Consider the following 14,396-nt stretch of genomic DNA (forward strand, 5'->3'; position numbering starts at 1 on the left):
CCTCAGCCGTCACGCCGCCAGCTTGCGCGCCCGTTCGCGCCAGGCTTCGGCCAGTTGCGGCATCTCGGCCAGCGCGCGCACCGCATCAGGATCGGCCTTGTGCCCGCCGCCGATCAGCAGGCGAAAGACCCGCTCGATGCTCCAGTCGGGCAAGGGCCGCTCCAGCAACCCCATCCGCGTGCCGGCCTCCGCCTCACCTTCGCGGATCACCCGGAAATAGATGCCGCAGCGCGCGGTCTTGACGATCGTCGCCATCACGTCGCGGGCACCGAAACGATGGTCGAGCTTCCAGCAGGGCTGGCGGCCATGGCTCACCTCCACCACCGCGCTGCCCAGACTGAACCGGTCGCCCAGGCAGATGTCGCTTTCGGTCATGCCGCGGCTTGCGATATTCTCGCCAAAGGCGCCGGGCGCGTCGAGCAGTGGATGATCGGGCTTGCGATCGCGCCACCAGCCATAATGGTCCTGCGGATAGAGATGGATCGCCTTGTCCCAGCCGCCATGATGAACGGTATCGGCCACCCCGTCGCCCGCGAACCCCAGCCAGTTGATGCGGATCGGGCCGGCGACCGGCTGCTTGGCGATGGCGCTATGCTCGTCATCGCGAAAGGGCCGGGGCATGCCGATCAGCAGCGCATCGATGGTCATGAAAAGCTGGGTCATGCCGCTCCATGCCACGCCTGCAACGCGATGACGATGGCCAGTTGCGGCCAGCTTGCCCTGCCCGATCGCCGGTCACGCGGCGCTCAGTTCCGATCTCAGCTTGAGCACCAGGTCGCCCTTGTCGGTATGGACCAGATAGGCGGGATCGCGCGGCGATCCGTTACGACGGATCAGCGAGCCGGCGATCATCCGCTCCACATGCCGCTCGAACCGCTCTGCTATGCGTCCCCGGCCGACACCCTGCCCCCAATTCCACCTGACCCGTGTTCCCTTGCGGAATCTCTCGGCCATCAGCAGACATCCTCTCCTTCGGGGGCAATCATGCCGGCCGGCTTTCCCGGTCAGCCTCAGCAAAATTCCCGAGACCCGCTCTGGTTCCTTGGGTTTTTCGCCGGTCTGGTCTAAGGGGCCGCGATGGATGTTACCGGACTTTGTGTCGCGCTGTTCAGCGGCAATTATAATTATGTGCGCGATGGCGCGAACCAGGCGCTCAATCGCTTCGTCGGCTATCTGCTGCGTCAGGGTGCGCAGGTGCGCGTCTATGCCCCGACCACCGATACGCCCGCCTTTCCGCCGACCGGCGACCTGGTCAGCGCGCCGTCCATTCCCGTGCCCGGCCGCCCGGAATATCGCATCCCTACCCGCCTGTCGCGCGCGCTGCGCCGGGACTTGAAGGCGTTCGCGCCCAACATGATCCATCTGTCGAGCCCCGATCCGCTCGGCCATCGGGCACTGACCTGGGCGCGCGATCATGACCTGCCCGCCGTCGCTTCGGTCCATACCCGGTTCGAAACCTATCCGCGCTATTATGGCCTCGCCTTCCTGGAGCCGGCGATCGAGGGCATTTTGCGCCGCTTCTACCGCCGCTGCGACGCCATCGTCGCCCCGTCGGAATCCATGGCCCAGTTGCTGCGCGAGCAGCGGATGAGCTATGATGTCGGCATCTGGACCCGTGGCATCGATCGCGAGATATTCACCCCTCAGCGCCGCGATCTCGACTGGCGCCGGTCGCTCGGCTTTGCCGACGATGTGCCGGTGATCGGCTTCATCGGCCGTCAGGTGATGGAGAAGGGGCTGGACGTCTTTTCCGACACGATCGACCAGCTGACCGCGCGCAAGGTGCCACACAAGGTGCTGGTGGTCGGCGAAGGGCCGGCCCGCGAATGGTTCCAGAACCGCCTGCCCGATGCCGTCTTCACCGGCTTCCAGGGCGGGGCCGACCTCGGCCGCGCGGTCGCCAGCATGGACATGCTGTTCAACCCGTCGGTCACCGAGACGTTCGGCAATGTCACGCTGGAGGCGATGGCCTGCCGCCTGCCCACCGTCGCGGCCCGTGCCACCGGCAGCGAAAACCTGGTCCAGGAAGGCATTACCGGCCGGCTGATCCGCCCCGGCGCCATCGGCAAGTTCGCCGATGCGCTGCAAATCTACTGCACCGACGCCGCCGCCCGCGCCAGCGCAGGCGCCGCCGCCGAGGCGCAGGCCGAACATTTCGGCTGGGACCAGGTGAACCAGGCGCTGGTCGATACCTATTTGCGGATCATCCGTCAGCGCGCCCAGGGTGCCAAGATTCGTTCCAGCCCTGTTCCCTGATCGGCCCGGCCGACCTATATCGGGGACGATGGCTGATCTTTTCTCTTCCGACGATGTCCTTCCCGCCGGCATCGACCATGCCCCGCTGGCCGATCGGTTGCGTCCGGCCGTGCTGGCCGATGTGGTCGGCCAGGAGCATCTGACCGGCCCGGACGGCGCGATTGGCCGCATGGTAGCGGCCGGCCGCCTGTCGTCTCTCCTCTTCTGGGGACCGCCCGGTACCGGCAAGACCACGATATCGCGGCTGCTCGCCGATGCCGTCGGCATGCGGTTCGAGCCTATCTCGGCCGTCTTTTCCGGTGTCGCCGACCTCAAGAAGGTGTTTGCCGCCGCAAAGGACCATGGCCGGCGCGGCGAAAAGACCTTGCTCTTCGTGGACGAGATCCACCGCTTCAACCGCGCCCAGCAGGACAGCTTCCTGCCCTTCGTCGAGGATGGCACGGTCACGCTGGTCGGCGCCACGACGGAAAACCCGAGCTTCGAACTGAACGCCGCGCTCCTGTCCCGCGCGCAGGTGCTGATCCTGCGCCGGCTCGATGCCGCCGCGCTCGAACAATTGCTGGACCGGGCCGAAGCGCTGATCGGCCGCCCGTTGCCGCTGGATATGGCCGCGCGTGAAGCGCTGCTGGCCAGCGCGGACGGCGACGGCCGCTTCCTGCTCAATCAGGTCGAAACTCTCTATTCGATCGACATTCCCGCGCCGCTCGACCCGGCGGGCCTCTCCGCCCTGCTCCACCGCCGCGTCGCGGTCTATGACAAGGATCGCGAAGGCCATTACAACCTCATCTCCGCCCTCCATAAATCGCTGCGCGGCTCCGATCCGCAGGCGGCGCTCTATTATCTCGCCCGCATGCTGACCGCGGGCGAGGAACCGCTCTATGTGCTGCGCCGGCTCGTCCGCTTCGCCACTGAAGATATCGGCCTAGCCGACCCGCAGGCAGTGGTGCAGTGCCTCGCCGCCAAGGACGCCTATGAATTTCTCGGTTCGCCCGAAGGCGAACTGGCGATCGTTCAGGCCTGCATCTATTGCGCCACCGCGCCCAAGTCGAACGCCGGCTATATGGCGATGAAGACGGCCTTCCGCACCGCGCGCGAAACCGGGTCCCTGATGCCGCCGATGAACATCGTCAATGCCCCCACCAAGCTGATGAAGCAGGTCGGCTATGGCAAGAATTACCAATATGACCATGATGCCGAGGGCGGTTTTTCCGGCGCCAATTACTGGCCAGCGGAGATGAGCCCGCAGACCTTCTACACGCCGACCGAGCGCGGGTTCGAGGCGCGGATCGCCGAGCGCATTGCCTATTGGAACAAGCTGCGCGCCGAACGCGGCGCGGCGTGACGCCCCGGTTCGCGCGCTTCGCCGCGATCGACTGGTCGGGCGCCAAGGGCACGCGCCACAAGGGGATAGCGGTCGCCATCTGCGGCATCGGTCAGGATGCGCCGGAACTGGTCGAGGCGCCGGGCGGCATCTGGTCGCGCCAGGCGATCGCCGACTGGCTGATCGCAACGGCGCGCGAGGCACCGACCCTGTTCGGCTTCGACTTCAGCTTCGCCCCACCCTTCATAGCGCGCGGCGCCTATCTGCCCGGCGATCCGACGCCCACGAACGGTCCCGCTTTCTGGGCCTATGTCGATTCGGTCTGCGACGATCCGGATCTGGGCGCCGCCAGCCTGCTGGAAACCACCCATCGTCGCCATTTCTATTTCGGCAAGACCGATGGGATGAAGGCCGACTTTTTGCACAACCGCGCCTGCGAAGCCCATTATAATGCCGGAGGCGGCGGCAAGCCCTCGACCATCTATGACGCGATCGGCGCGGCGCAGGTGGCCAAGGCCAGCTTTGCCGGCATGCGCCTGCTCCACCAGATCCGCCCGCATGTGCCGGTCTGGCCGTTCGATCCGCTGCCTGCCACCGGATCGCTGGTCGTCGAAATCTATACCAGCATCGCCGCACGCGCCGCCGGCCGTCCGAAGGGCCGGACCAAGATGCGCGATCTCGCCGCCCTCAATCACGCGCTGACCATGTTCGCAACCGCCCCTTACGCCGGCCCGATCGCCACCGACCATCAGACCGATGCCTTGCTGACCGCCGCCTGGATGCGCGAAAGCGCAGAAAATCCGGCACTTTGGGCACCATTGCCCCTGACCGACGAAATTGCGCGCACAGAGGGCTGGACGTTCGGCGTGATCTGATAGTAAGGGCGTCCGGCCCGTCGGGTGCGCCGGCTTAGCACAGCGGTAGTGCAGCGGTTTTGTAAACCGAAGGTCGGGGGTTCGATCCCCTCAGCCGGCACCGACGAAGACAGGGCGCCCTATCCCGGACACCGGCCCTTTTCCCCGCGAATCCCGCCATAAGCGCCTGCGACCTCAGCTATATGGCCAGCCGCAAATGGCGGCGCTATACTGGCCGTCGAAACGGCTCACCGCGGATTTGGGATAATGGCTGCAGGCAATGACTTTTCCGCCGGGTTGAGCCGACTGGGTTTTGGCGCCTGGAGCGGCGGCGATATGCCTGCGGCCCGGTCCGACCTGCTCGCCCCCGGATTGAAAGCAGCAACCGCCCCCATCAGCAGCAAGCGCGCCCTTCCGCCATCCGACCAGGCCCTGCGCGACATGCTCGGCGCCCGCAAGGAACGGCGGCGCGGCAACAGGCAGGACGATGATGCACCAGCCGATGCCAAGCCCGCCCTGCGGACATCGCCGACCGTCGAACTCTGGGCCACATTATCCGCATCGCAACGCCCCGATTTCGGTTTCGGCGAGCGGCTGGTGCTGCATTGGGCCAATTATTTCACCGTGGCCGCGGTCAAGGGAAAGGTTGGCTGGACAGTCGGGCCGTTCATGCGCGAAGCGATCCGGCCCAATGTCGCTGGCCGGTTCGAACAGCTTCTCACGGCCGCCACCTTGCATCCTGCCATGCTGTTCTACCTCGACAATGCCGGTTCGATCGGGCCTCAGTCGATTGTCGGCCGGAAAAAATCGCGCGGCCTGAACGAAAATCTCGCCCGCGAACTGCTGGAACTGCACACGCTGGGCGCCGATGGTGGCTATAATCAGGCTGACGTCATCAGCATGGCAGGCATATTGACCGGCTGGGGCGTCAACCTGAACCTTGAAAGTCCCGATTGCGGCACCGTCGTCTTCGATCCTCGCAAGCATCAGCCAGGCAGCAAGATGCTGCTGGGCCAGCGCCTGCCGGACGAAGGCCCCGACCAGCTCCGCCGGGCCTTGGCGCTGCTCGCCGCGCATCCCTCCACCGCACGCAATGTGTCCCGCCGCATGCTGCTCGCCTTCGCCGGCGACAGCGTGCGGCCGGACGATCTGACCCTGATGACGCGCAGCTTCGAACAGTCGCAGGGCGATCTGCGCGCATTGACAGCGACCATGTTGTCGCTCGACACGATGTGGACGCCGCCGCTCGGCAAATTGCGGCCGCCGATCGAACTGCTCCATATCGCCGCCGGCATCGTCGGTGCGGTCCCGCAACCGATGGAGGTCGGGCGCGCCCTCACCGCCATGGGTCAACCCTCGCTGCAGGCGCCCTCGCCCAAGGGCTGGCCAGAGGCCGACAATAGCTGGCTGCTGTCGGACGGCATCAAGAGCCGACTGGACTGGGCCGCAGATCTGGGCCGGCGTTTTGGCGACCGGGTGGACACCGGTGCGATCGCGAAGGGCACCGGCGGCTGGCTATTGACCGACGAGACCGGCACCACTCTTCGCCGTGCAGCAACCCCGCAGCAGGCACTTGCCCTGTTGCTGATGTGCCCCGAAGTGCAACGGAGATAGGCATGGATCTATATCGCAGAGACATGCTGACCGGGGCCGCATTACTGGCCGGGTCAGCGCTCATTCCCAGGGCGGCGATAGCGGCTGGCGGACGCGACCGCCGTCTGGTGGTGGTGATGCTGCGCGGTGGCATGGACGGGCTGGCCACGATCATGCCGGTCGGCGATCCGGCCTTTGCCGATCTGCGCCCCGGCCATGCCCAGTCAGGCACCCTCCCGCTCGATGGACTGTTCCACGCCCACCCCGCCCTCAAGACCCTTGCCGCAATGGTCGCCAGCAAGGAAGCCATCATCTTTCACGCCACCGCCTCTCCCTATCGAGGCCGGTCGCATTTCGACGGCCAGGAAGTGCTGGAAAGCGGGCTGGCGCGCGAAGGGCTGGGCGCGGACAGCGGCTGGCTCAACCGCGCGCTGGCCGCCATTCCGATGCTCGAGGGGGAGCGCGCCGACGCCGTGGCAGTGGCCGCGACCACTCCGCTGCTGCTGCGCGGCGCAGCACCGGTCGAAAGCTGGCAGCCACAGGTTCTGCCCTATGCAGATCCCGATCTGTGCGAGCGACTGCTTGCGCTCTACAGCGCGCGCGACCCTGGGCTGGCGCAGGCGCTGCAAAATGGCATTGGCGTCGATGCCTTTCTCGGCGCCACAAATGATCAGGGCATGCAAAGCCGCAAGGCGCCCGCGGATTCGCCTGCCGGCTTCCCTACAGCGATGACATCCCTCGCCGCGCTGATGACCCGCCCCCATGGCCCCCGCATCGCCATGCTCAACTATGATGGCTGGGATACCCATGCGATGGAGGAAGGTCGACTGGCGGGCCAGTTGAGCGGCCTGGACCAAGGTCTGGCCAATTTGCGCCAGGGCTTGGGCGCCGTCTGGCAGGATTGCGCCGTCCTGCTCGTCACCGAATTCGGGCGGACCGCGCGGCTCAACGGCACGAAAGGAACCGATCACGGCACGGGCGGCGCGGCCTTTCTCGTCGGCGGCGCCGTACGAGGCGGTCGTGTGATCGCCGACTGGCCGGGCGTCGGCGATCCTGCCCTGCTTCAGGGACGCGACCTGCGCCCGACCATCGATATCCGCGCCGTCGCGAAAGGCATACTGGCCGATTGCTTCGGCATGGAACCCAAGCTGCTGGACGACAGGATATTTCCCGACAGCGCAGATGTTAGCCCTATAAAAGACCTGTTAAAAACCTGACCTTTACTGCACCTTTTCCAGGCCGGTTGAGAGCCACAAACTAACCACCTCCATTTTTATTGACGAGCAGGACCAGCAGCACAAACGTCGCCTCTTGTTGTCCAGAATAACGCCGTCTAAACCCGCATCATAACGGGGGGAATATTGATGGAAGCGGAAGAATCGGTCGTTTCGAAAAGGCTGATGGCGTTCTGGCGCAAGCAGGATCGCCAAGGCGCGCAGGCTTATGCGGAGGAACTGCGGGAGGAGGATGGGAACCCCTGGCAGCAGGTGCTGCGCAGCTATGATGCGCTTTGGGAACTGGATGACCTGGCCGCCCAGCATGATGTGCCCGATCGGTTCCGGCCGAACATCTGGTGGATGCGAGGCCCCTTCCCCGGAAATTTCGGAGACATATTAACCCCCTATGTGCTCTGGCACGCCTTTGGTATCATTCCGCGCTGGATAGCCGCCAACCGATCGCAGGGCCTGTGCATCGGCAGCATCGCCAAATTCGCGCGCAAGGGCACGATGGTCTGGGGATCGGGCATGCCGCGCGCAAGTGATCCTCTGGCCGCCAATGCCGTCTGGGCGGCCGTGCGCGGCCCGCTCTCACGCGAAGCCGTGCTGGCATCGGGTGGCGACATTCCCGAAATTTATGGCGATGGCGCCGTGCTGCTGCCAGAAATCTACGCGCCACAGGTGGAGAAGACCCATCGCATCGGCATCATCCCGCATGTATTGCAGGAACAGCAATTGCGCGACGCGCTCGAAAAGGCTGGCAAGACACACGAGGTCAAGGTGATCTCGCTCTTGGCCGCCGATTTCGCCGATATCGAGCGAGTGATCCGCGACATCATATCGTGCGAAGAGATCGTATCGACATCGCTCCACGGCGTCATCGTTTCCCACGCCTATGGTGTGCCATGCCAGTCGGCCCGCATCATCGCCCCGGAGGAAGACGCCGAAGATTCGTTCAAGATGCGCGATTACAAGGCTTCGGTGGGATTGGAAGACGGCCCGATCGGCATCCCCGAAAGCTTTACCGACATGGACTGGCTCGACGCCAGACAGTGCCGCTTGCCGCCGCGACCGATCAATACGGCGGCCCTGCGCGCTGCCTTCCCCTTCGACACGCCGGAAAAGGAGCGGCGGGCGGCCGCCGAAGCTGCGGAGGCAGAAAAGGCGCTCCGCCAGAAAGCCAATGCCGCGCTATTTCTGGCCCGCGACCATGTCCGGGACGGACAGCACGACGCGGCGAAGCAAGCCTCGTCCGACCGCCAGTTGCAGGTCGCGCAGCCGCAACTCCTCCTGATCCACGTGGCCGCGCTCATCCAGTCCGGCGAGGCCGACGCGATCGCAGCATTTGCGCATGATGCCATCGACCTGCCGGTCGAACCCGCGATCAAGTTCGCCATGCTCCGTCAACTCGCGCTCAGCGGCCATGCCGAACTCGCTGCCTCCATCCTCATCCCACAGGTTGACCTGCGCTCGCACCATGCCTTTGTCCGGGTCAAGCGCCTGATCCTGGTAAATGTCTCCACCCCCGATCTTCGCGACAGGCTCCGCAAGACGATCGGCACGGAAGGTCAGACCAAAGTCGTACCGATGCAGGCGCGCCCGACGGAATTCCGTTTTCAGAAGCCCCCGGCACAAAATATCTGGGGTTCCGTTCGCCTGGAGGCCGCGCCGGCAACCCCCGCCCATCATGCCGCGCAATTGCGCGCCGAGGCCGATGCGTTTCAGGCTAAGATGACGACGCCCCGCCAGCCCGGCGTACTTGAATATCACGACGTCTATACCGATGCTCGCGGTCAGGTTTGGCGGACGGATGGGAGTTTCCTGGTCTATCGTTCGGCACCGGTCGAAAATTTTGCGCCCATACCGGCGGCTTCGTTCGACATCGCCTTTGCCGCCAATCGTGGATCGCGGGGCATCTATCACTGGCTCGTCGATTATCTGCCGATGTTCGCCTGGATCATGGACGAAAAGGCAGCGGGCCGGCCCGTGCCGCCAATCCTGATCAACGCCGGCAATGGCAGCTTCGAACGTCAATCGCTCGATCTGCTGGGGCTGAGCGACGACATTGTCGAAGTCGTTGCTGGCGCGCCGGTCAAGGTCGAGCGACTGATCACGTCGCGTGTGGGCTTCCGCGGCATGGTCGGCTGGCAGCATCTGGAATCGGTCTTCTCACCGATCATCGAACGCGCACTTGCCCTGGCGAAAGAACAGGACGTCATCCTGCCGCGCCGGGTCTATATTTCTCGTCGCGCCGTCCCGCGGCGACCGATGCTCAACGAAAGCCATATCGAGGATCATGCGCGTTCGGCGGGCTTCGAGATCCTCGATTTCGCGACATTACCGCTGTGGCATCAGATCGCGATCTCGCACAATGCCGAAACGATCATGTCCCCCCATGGCGCAGGTCTGTCGCACCTGATCTTCGCAAAGCCAGGTACGCAGGTGATCGAACTGCTCCCCATCCAGGATGGAACCTACCAGTTGCGGTTCAACTATGCTCGACTGTCGATCCTCAAGGGGCTGGATTACACGGCGTGGCTGGAACCCCAGCAGCCGCAGATCAATGAATGGCAGGTCGACACAAGCCGCTTCCCCCCCTTTCTCGACGATCTGCTTGCGAGCAAGGTTCGGTAGACTTCTTCCGCCAGAATCGGAGAGCTAGGGGCGAGAGTGGAATGATCGGATGCGATTGCCCGCATTGGTCCAGCATCAGACCTCCACACCAACAAAATGGGGGCCGACATCACTGTCGGCCCCCACTAACGTCGGTTCCTTTCGGCCACATGCCCTTGCGGGTTGCGCCTTCCGGTCCGGCGATGTGATGTGTTGCCACATCTTCGCGCGGGAGAACGAGCCCTAAGGTCTGTTCACCTCTGCTATCCTTCCGTTTGAAGCCCGACGTTCACTTTCGCGCGTACCCGGCATCATCCTGAAAGGCTTGGATCCGATCGTCCCTGCCATCCTCGCGCATGGCAGCTCCCAACGGATCATCAGGGCAAAAAATCCTTGATTTCTCTTGGATTTTCCGGCTTTGGATCGCTCCTTGCCGACTGTCCCGATAAGAGGATGCTGTCACGATCCGCGAGTCGCACAAAGCGGATTCAGACAGTTTGAAGACAGGCCGCGCCACAAATCTGTGGATAACTTTGGATAAGTCTGAAAATCGGCGGAAATCCGCGCGCTTCAGGCGGGCGCCCAATCGGGCGGCGCGAGCGTGAAGCCCGCAAAGTCGAAGCCCGGCGTGACCGTGCAACTGACGAGCGCCCATCCGCCGACCGGCCGCGCCGCCTGCCAATGATGCGCCGGGACCAGGCGTTGCGGCATCTGTCCCGCGGCGATATCCGGGCCGAGGTGATGATCGACCGCCGGCCCCTGCGGCGGAGCAATGCCCAGGATGATCGGTGCCCCCGCATGCCAGAACCACATCTCGTCGGCATCGACCCGATGCCAGTGCGATCGCTGATGCGCCTCCAGCAGGAACAGGATCGCGGTGCCCGCCGCTCTCTGGCCCGCAGCCGCCTCTGCCCGCCAGGTTTCGCGATACCAGCCGCCTTCGGGATGCGGGGCCAGGTCGAGCGCCCGGATCAGTGCGGCAGCATCCTGCCCGTCGCCTGCGTTCATCGCTTCACCTCAAATTTAATTTCCGCTGAAACAAAAACTTATGCCGTTGTCAGAGGTTCATGCAACCTAGGTCAATAGGCAGGGGTTCAATCGGCTGACAACGCAATTCGGAGGAGATTTCATGCGTAACGCCCTTATGGCCATGGCCGCCCTGTCGCTGGCCATTCCCGTGTCGATGGCCGTTCCCACGGACGGCGCACAGGCCCGCAAACATTATCGTTACAAGGAATGGCGCGGTCGCGACGGTCGCACCTATTGCCGCAAGTCCGACGGCACGACCGGCCTGATCATCGGCGGTGTCGGCGGTGCGCTGGTCGGCCGCGCGATCGACACCCGCGGCGACCGTGCGACTGGCACGATCCTCGGCGCTGCCGGCGGCGCGCTGCTCGGCAAGGAAATCGACAGCAAGCGTCGCTGCCGCTGATCCCGTCGTCAAGGACAACGAAAAAGGGCGGCTTCCCATCGGGAAGCCGCCCTTTTTGATGGCCGAAGCCAAATGGCTTAGTTGGTCGCGCCCGAAGCCGCGCCGCGCGCGTCATCGACCTTGAACGACACGGTCTGGCCGCCCGAGACGCCCGAAACCTTGTCACCCTTGACCTGCAGGTTGAAGGCGACGGCGTCCGGGTAACGACGACCCGAGATCACCTTTCCGGTCTTGGTATCCTTGACGTCATAGACGTAGGTGTAGCCTTCGTGGGTGAAGCGCTGCTTGGCGGCATCCTGCGCATTGGCGGGGGCAGCGACGGCAACGATGGCGCTCAGGGCGCCGGCGACAACAAACTTGGACAGCATTCGCATGGGTGTGCTCCTTGTGAATGCCCTCAAACACCTCTTGGACATTCTGTTCTGTTGCCACCCATATGTTGCAGCGCAAAAACTCATACAATCGCAAAAAACGGCGTTCCAGTTGCGCGGAACGCAATCGAGATTGTCTCGTTTTTCTAAGCCTTTGACAAGGCGACAATATGCTCGAACTGCTGCGGCGTCAGCGGCGCGACGGACAGGCGCGATTGCCGCAACATCACCATGTCGGCCAATGCCGGGTCCGCCTTCATCGTCTTCAGCGTCACCGGGCGATCCAGTTTCTTGTGCGGCGCAACATGTACCGCGATCCACTTGCCGGTCTCGTCGGTGCTGTCCGGCGCCGCTTCCTCGACGATCTCCATGATGCCGACCGCCTCGACGCCGATATTGCTGTGATAGAAGAAGGCCAGGTCGCCCTTGCGCATCGCCTTCATATGCAGTTGGGCCGCGTGGTTGCGCACCCCGTCCCATTCCGCCTTCCCCTTCTTGACCAGGTCGGCATAGGAAAAGACGTCGGGTTCCGATTTCATCAGCCAGTAGTTCATGCCGCATCCTTGCATCAGGCGCCAAGGACGATCAAGGATGGGAACCAGCGCGGCTGATCGCTATATCATCCGCAAGCAAATCGATCTGGAGAACATACGTGTCGCAATCCGTGCTGGACCAGGTGCCCGTCCTGTCCATGGCAGAGATGAGCAAGGGCGATTTCGCCGCCGCCTTCGGCGGCTCCTTCCAACGCTTCGGCTTCGCCATGGTCAAGGACCATGGCATGGACCAGGCGCTGGTCGACAAGGGATGGGCGCTGGCCCGCGAATTCTTCGCCCAGCCGGTCGAGATGAAGCGCGCCTATGATGCCAAGTTCAATGGCGGCCAGCGCGGCTACACCGCTTTCGGCGTGGAAATCGCCAAGGGCGCGAGCGAGAATGACCTCAAGGAATTCTGGCATGTCGGCCGCGACCTTGCGCCGGGCGATCCGCTTGCCGAAACCATGCCGCCCAATGTCTGGCCGACCGAAATGCCGGCGTTTCGCGACGTGTTCGCGCCGCTCTATGCCGAGTTCGACCGGGTCGGCGCGGAACTGCTGTCGGCGATCGCCCTCTATCTGGGCCTGCCCGAACGCTGGTTCGACGGCCCCATCAAGGATGGCAACTCGATCCTGCGCCTGCTCCATTATCCGCCGGTGTCGCCGGAAGCACCGGGCATCCGTGCCGGCGCGCATGAGGATATCAACCTCATCACCCTGCTGCTGGGCGCCGAGGAAGGCGGGCTGGAACTGAAGGATCGCGACGGCAATTGGCTACCGGTCGTGCCGCCGCCGGGCGCGCTCGCGATCAATGTCGGCGACATGCTGCAGCGGCTGACCAACCATGTGCTGCCCTCGACCAGCCACCGCGTCGTCAACCCGCCGCCGGAACGGCGCGGCCATTCGCGCTATTCCATGCCCTTCTTCCTGCATCTGCGCCCCGACTTCATGATCGACGCGCTGCCGCAATGCGTGACGCCGGACAATCCGCGCCGCGAAGAGCCGATCAGTGCGCATGATTATCTGACCGAGCGGCTGATCGAGATCGGCCTGATCAAGAAGGCATAAGAAAAGGCCCGCCGCTGCATCCGGCAGCGGCGGGCCTTTATATTTCCGTCGTCAGCGGCACTTATTTCCGGCCGCGGCCGAGAGTGATGCCGATTTCCTCGCCCCGCTCGCTCAGCGCCAGCTTGACGATCTTCACCTCGACATGGCGGACCTTGTCGTCCTGCAGGAAGATGGTCTCGATGATATGGTCGGCCACGCCCTCGATCAGGGTGAAATGCAGCCCCTCGGGCAGCGCGGTCGACGCGGCATGCTTGAGGTCCATGTAATTTTTCGATTCGCTGAGCGGCGTATCGGGATCATAATGGTCCGCAATCCGCAGCTTGGCCCGGATCGAGATGCGCAGCGGCTGAGGCAGATGCGTCTCTTCCGAATAGATGCCGGTCAATACGTCGACGTGCAGGTTGTTGACCTCCAGCGTCAGATAATCGTCAAAAATGCTGTCCATAGCTCGCCATGTCCGGTCGCGCGAAGGGCGCGGGTCCAGTTTGATCTTTCCTTTTGCGGCATGGACGCTATAGGCCCGCCGCTTCCGGCGCGGTCCATGCGCCATTGATGGCGGATCGGCAAGACATGTCAGCAATTCTTCCCCTCGACAGCCAGCCCGCGGACGCGATCGAGGGCCTGCTGGACGCCGCCTTCGGTCCCGACCGGCACGGCCGCACCGCCTATCTGATCCGTGACGGCATGCCCTGGCTGCCCGCCTTGTCCTTCGCGGTGCTGGACGAAAAGGGCGACCTGATCGGATCGCTGCAAAGCTGGCCGGTGGCGCTAACTCACGAGGATGGCAGCCAATTGCCGCTGATCATGGTCGGCCCGGTCGCGGTTGCGCCGGCGCATCAGAAGGGCGGCCACGGCCGCGCGATGATGGATGCAGTGGTCGCCGCCGCCCGCGCCCAGGCCTGCGAACCGCTGATGATGATCGGCGATCCGGAATATTATGGCCGCTTCTGGGGCTTCGCCGCCGACGGCACCGCCGGCTGGGATTGCCCCGGCCCGTTCGAGCCCCGGCGCCTGCTCGCCTTGTCGGTCGATGGCCGCCCGGTCGGCGGAACCGGCATGCTGTCGCCGCGAATCACCGTTACCGCCTGACCCGACCGAAAGACCTTTGCCAAGCGGGCCGGCCGCTCCTATCTGCTTTC

Annotated in this window: 15 protein-coding genes and 1 tRNA gene; 10 read left to right on the forward strand and 6 right to left on the reverse strand. The window is 64.2% G+C overall.

Going from position 1 to position 14,396, the window contains the following annotated elements; translation table 11 throughout:
• Nucleotides 1-9: 9 nt before the first annotated feature.
• Together U0025_RS10480 and U0025_RS10485 are read right to left on the reverse strand one after the other, a co-directional pair.
• The gene (locus U0025_RS10480) at nucleotides 10-663 is read right to left on the reverse strand and encodes an MOSC domain-containing protein (RefSeq protein ID WP_004207324.1); all 654 of its coding nucleotides are present in this window, start codon (nucleotides 661-663) and stop codon (nucleotides 10-12) included.
• Nucleotides 664-735: 72 nt separating this feature from the next.
• Entirely contained in the window at nucleotides 736-954 is a 219-nt protein-coding gene (locus tag U0025_RS10485) for a hypervirulence associated TUDOR domain-containing protein (RefSeq protein ID WP_004207325.1), read from the reverse strand.
• 123 nt (nucleotides 955-1,077) lie between these two features.
• On the opposite strand from U0025_RS10485, the gene U0025_RS10490 reads away from it, so the two are divergent.
• The 7 genes from U0025_RS10490 to U0025_RS10520 all read left to right on the forward strand — a co-directional run bounded on the left by U0025_RS10490 (nucleotide 1,078) and on the right by U0025_RS10520 (nucleotide 9,875).
• Nucleotides 1,078-2,256: a glycosyltransferase family 4 protein gene (locus U0025_RS10490; RefSeq protein ID WP_004207326.1), complete on the forward strand. Its 1,179-nt coding sequence runs from the start codon at nucleotides 1,078-1,080 to the stop codon at nucleotides 2,254-2,256.
• A 28-nt stretch (nucleotides 2,257-2,284) separates the two neighbouring features.
• Complete coding sequence (locus U0025_RS10495; RefSeq protein ID WP_004207327.1) at nucleotides 2,285-3,598, forward strand: replication-associated recombination protein A; 1,314 nt, start codon at nucleotides 2,285-2,287, stop codon at nucleotides 3,596-3,598.
• On the forward strand, nucleotides 3,595-4,452 hold the full coding sequence (locus tag U0025_RS10500) for a hypothetical protein (protein ID WP_004207328.1): 858 nt from the start codon (nucleotides 3,595-3,597) through the stop codon (nucleotides 4,450-4,452). The genes U0025_RS10495 and U0025_RS10500 overlap by 4 nt, the downstream gene beginning before the upstream one ends.
• A 28-nt stretch (nucleotides 4,453-4,480) precedes the next feature.
• Nucleotides 4,481-4,552 (forward strand) — tRNA-Thr (locus U0025_RS10505).
• Between the two features lie 146 nt (nucleotides 4,553-4,698).
• Nucleotides 4,699-6,045 (forward strand): DUF1800 domain-containing protein, encoded by a 1,347-nt coding sequence (locus tag U0025_RS10510; protein ID WP_004207329.1) that lies wholly within the window; start codon nucleotides 4,699-4,701, stop codon nucleotides 6,043-6,045.
• 2 nt (nucleotides 6,046-6,047) lie between these two features.
• The gene (locus U0025_RS10515) at nucleotides 6,048-7,241 is read left to right on the forward strand and encodes a DUF1501 domain-containing protein (protein ID WP_004207330.1); all 1,194 of its coding nucleotides are present in this window, start codon (nucleotides 6,048-6,050) and stop codon (nucleotides 7,239-7,241) included.
• 147 nt (nucleotides 7,242-7,388) lie between these two features.
• Nucleotides 7,389-9,875 carry a glycosyltransferase 61 family protein gene (locus tag U0025_RS10520; RefSeq protein WP_004207331.1) on the forward strand — a complete coding sequence of 829 codons (2,487 nt, stop codon included), beginning with the start codon at nucleotides 7,389-7,391 and terminating at the stop codon, nucleotides 9,873-9,875.
• Between the two features lie 549 nt (nucleotides 9,876-10,424).
• On the opposite strand, the gene U0025_RS10525 is transcribed toward U0025_RS10520, so the two are convergent.
• Complete coding sequence (locus U0025_RS10525) at nucleotides 10,425-10,862, reverse strand: cupin domain-containing protein (protein ID WP_004207332.1); 438 nt, start codon at nucleotides 10,860-10,862, stop codon at nucleotides 10,425-10,427.
• A gap of 121 nt (nucleotides 10,863-10,983) precedes the next feature.
• On the opposite strand from U0025_RS10525, the gene U0025_RS10530 reads away from it, so the two are divergent.
• Nucleotides 10,984-11,286: a glycine zipper 2TM domain-containing protein gene (locus U0025_RS10530; protein WP_004207333.1), complete on the forward strand. Its 303-nt coding sequence runs from the start codon at nucleotides 10,984-10,986 to the stop codon at nucleotides 11,284-11,286.
• Between the two features lie 77 nt (nucleotides 11,287-11,363).
• Here U0025_RS10530 and U0025_RS10535 read toward each other — a convergent pair whose 3' ends face one another.
• Nucleotides 11,364-11,654 carry a hypothetical protein gene (locus tag U0025_RS10535; protein ID WP_010337758.1) on the reverse strand — a complete coding sequence of 97 codons (291 nt, stop codon included), beginning with the start codon at nucleotides 11,652-11,654 and terminating at the stop codon, nucleotides 11,364-11,366.
• Nucleotides 11,655-11,803: 149 nt separating this feature from the next.
• Nucleotides 11,804-12,211: an EVE domain-containing protein gene (locus U0025_RS10540; RefSeq protein ID WP_004207335.1), complete on the reverse strand. Its 408-nt coding sequence runs from the start codon at nucleotides 12,209-12,211 to the stop codon at nucleotides 11,804-11,806.
• Nucleotides 12,212-12,309: 98 nt separating this feature from the next.
• On the opposite strand from U0025_RS10540, the gene U0025_RS10545 reads away from it, so the two are divergent.
• Nucleotides 12,310-13,257: an isopenicillin N synthase family dioxygenase gene (locus tag U0025_RS10545; RefSeq protein ID WP_004207336.1), complete on the forward strand. Its 948-nt coding sequence runs from the start codon at nucleotides 12,310-12,312 to the stop codon at nucleotides 13,255-13,257.
• A gap of 61 nt (nucleotides 13,258-13,318) precedes the next feature.
• Here the strand turns inward: U0025_RS10545 and U0025_RS10550 are convergent, their stop codons facing one another.
• Nucleotides 13,319-13,702: a dihydroneopterin aldolase gene (locus U0025_RS10550; RefSeq protein WP_004207337.1), complete on the reverse strand. Its 384-nt coding sequence runs from the start codon at nucleotides 13,700-13,702 to the stop codon at nucleotides 13,319-13,321.
• A 125-nt stretch (nucleotides 13,703-13,827) separates the two neighbouring features.
• On the opposite strand from U0025_RS10550, the gene U0025_RS10555 reads away from it, so the two are divergent.
• Complete coding sequence (locus tag U0025_RS10555) at nucleotides 13,828-14,346, forward strand: GNAT family N-acetyltransferase (protein ID WP_004207338.1); 519 nt, start codon at nucleotides 13,828-13,830, stop codon at nucleotides 14,344-14,346.
• Nucleotides 14,347-14,396 lie beyond the last annotated feature (50 nt).

This window comes from Sphingobium yanoikuyae (assembly GCF_034424525.1).
GTDB classification, from domain to species: Bacteria; Pseudomonadota; Alphaproteobacteria; order Sphingomonadales; family Sphingomonadaceae; genus Sphingobium; species Sphingobium yanoikuyae.